Below are 1129 nucleotides of genomic sequence, written 5' to 3' on the forward strand. Positions count from 1 at the left end.
TTTCCTTTCCGGCTTGGCTTTGCGGGGTGGCTTGGGTAACTCCTGAGCCCCAAAGGAGCCCCTCGCATGAGCCTCAACACCTTCGGCCACCTCTTCCGCGTTACCACATGGGGTGAAAGCCACGGCCCCGCCCTTGGCTGCACCGTTGATGGCTGCCCTCCCGGCGTGCCAGTCACCCCTGAGCAAATTCAGGTTTGGCTCGACAAGCGCAAACCGGGGCAAAACAAGTTCACCACCCAGCGCCGCGAGGCCGATGAGGTTGAAATCCTGTCAGGTGTGTTTGAAGGCGTCACCACCGGCACTCCGGTGCAGCTGATGATCCGCAACACCGATCAGCGCTCCAAGGATTATGGCGACATCGCTGAAAAGTTTCGCCCCGGCCACGCCGATATCACCTATTGGCAAAAGTACGGCGTGCGGGATTATCGCGGCGGCGGGCGCTCCTCGGCGCGTGAAACAGCTGCGCGTGTGGCCGCTGGCGGGCTGGCCCGTGCCGCACTGGCCAAGCTGGTTCCCGGCCTCACGATCACGGGCTACATGGTTTCCATGGGCGAGGTGGGCATTGATCGCAGCCGCTTTGATGCCGCCGAAATCGCCAACAACCCCTTCTGGATCCCCGATGCCGGGTCTGTCGATCGCTGGACAGATTATCTGAATGCCCTGCGCAAAGACGGCAATTCGGTGGGTGCCGTTGTCGAAATCACCGCCACCGGCGCGCCCGCTGGCCTTGGTGCACCGGTCTACGGCAAGCTTGATACCGATCTCGCCGCTGCGATGATGTCGATCAACGCAGTGAAGGGCGTTGAAATCGGTGAGGGCTTTGACGCCGCTCGCCTCACCGGCGTGCAAAACGCCGATGAGATCACCATGGGCCAAGGTGGCCCGATCTATAGCTCCAACCACGCGGGTGGCATCCTTGGCGGCATTTCCACCGGGCAGGAGCTTGTGGTGCGCTTTGCCGTGAAGCCCACGTCATCTATCCTGAAGCCCCGCAAGACGATCACCAAATCCGGCGAGGAGACCGAGATTATCACCAAAGGCCGCCACGATCCCTGCGTCGGCATCCGCGCCGTTCCGGTGGGCGAGGCGATGATGGCCTGCGTGCTGCTCGACCACCTGATGCGCCACG

Annotated in this window: 1 protein-coding gene; it reads left to right on the forward strand. The window is 62.5% G+C overall.

The window, feature by feature from the left end; genetic code table 11:
- Nucleotides 1-66: 66 nt before the first annotated feature.
- Nucleotides 67-1129: chorismate synthase (gene aroC, locus P1U55_RS15485; RefSeq protein WP_301048539.1), on the forward strand; the 1063-nt coding region annotated here is incomplete at its 3' end.

Origin of the sequence: Vannielia sp. (genome assembly GCF_029212645.1) — a bacterium.
GTDB lineage: Bacteria > Pseudomonadota > Alphaproteobacteria > Rhodobacterales > Rhodobacteraceae > Vannielia.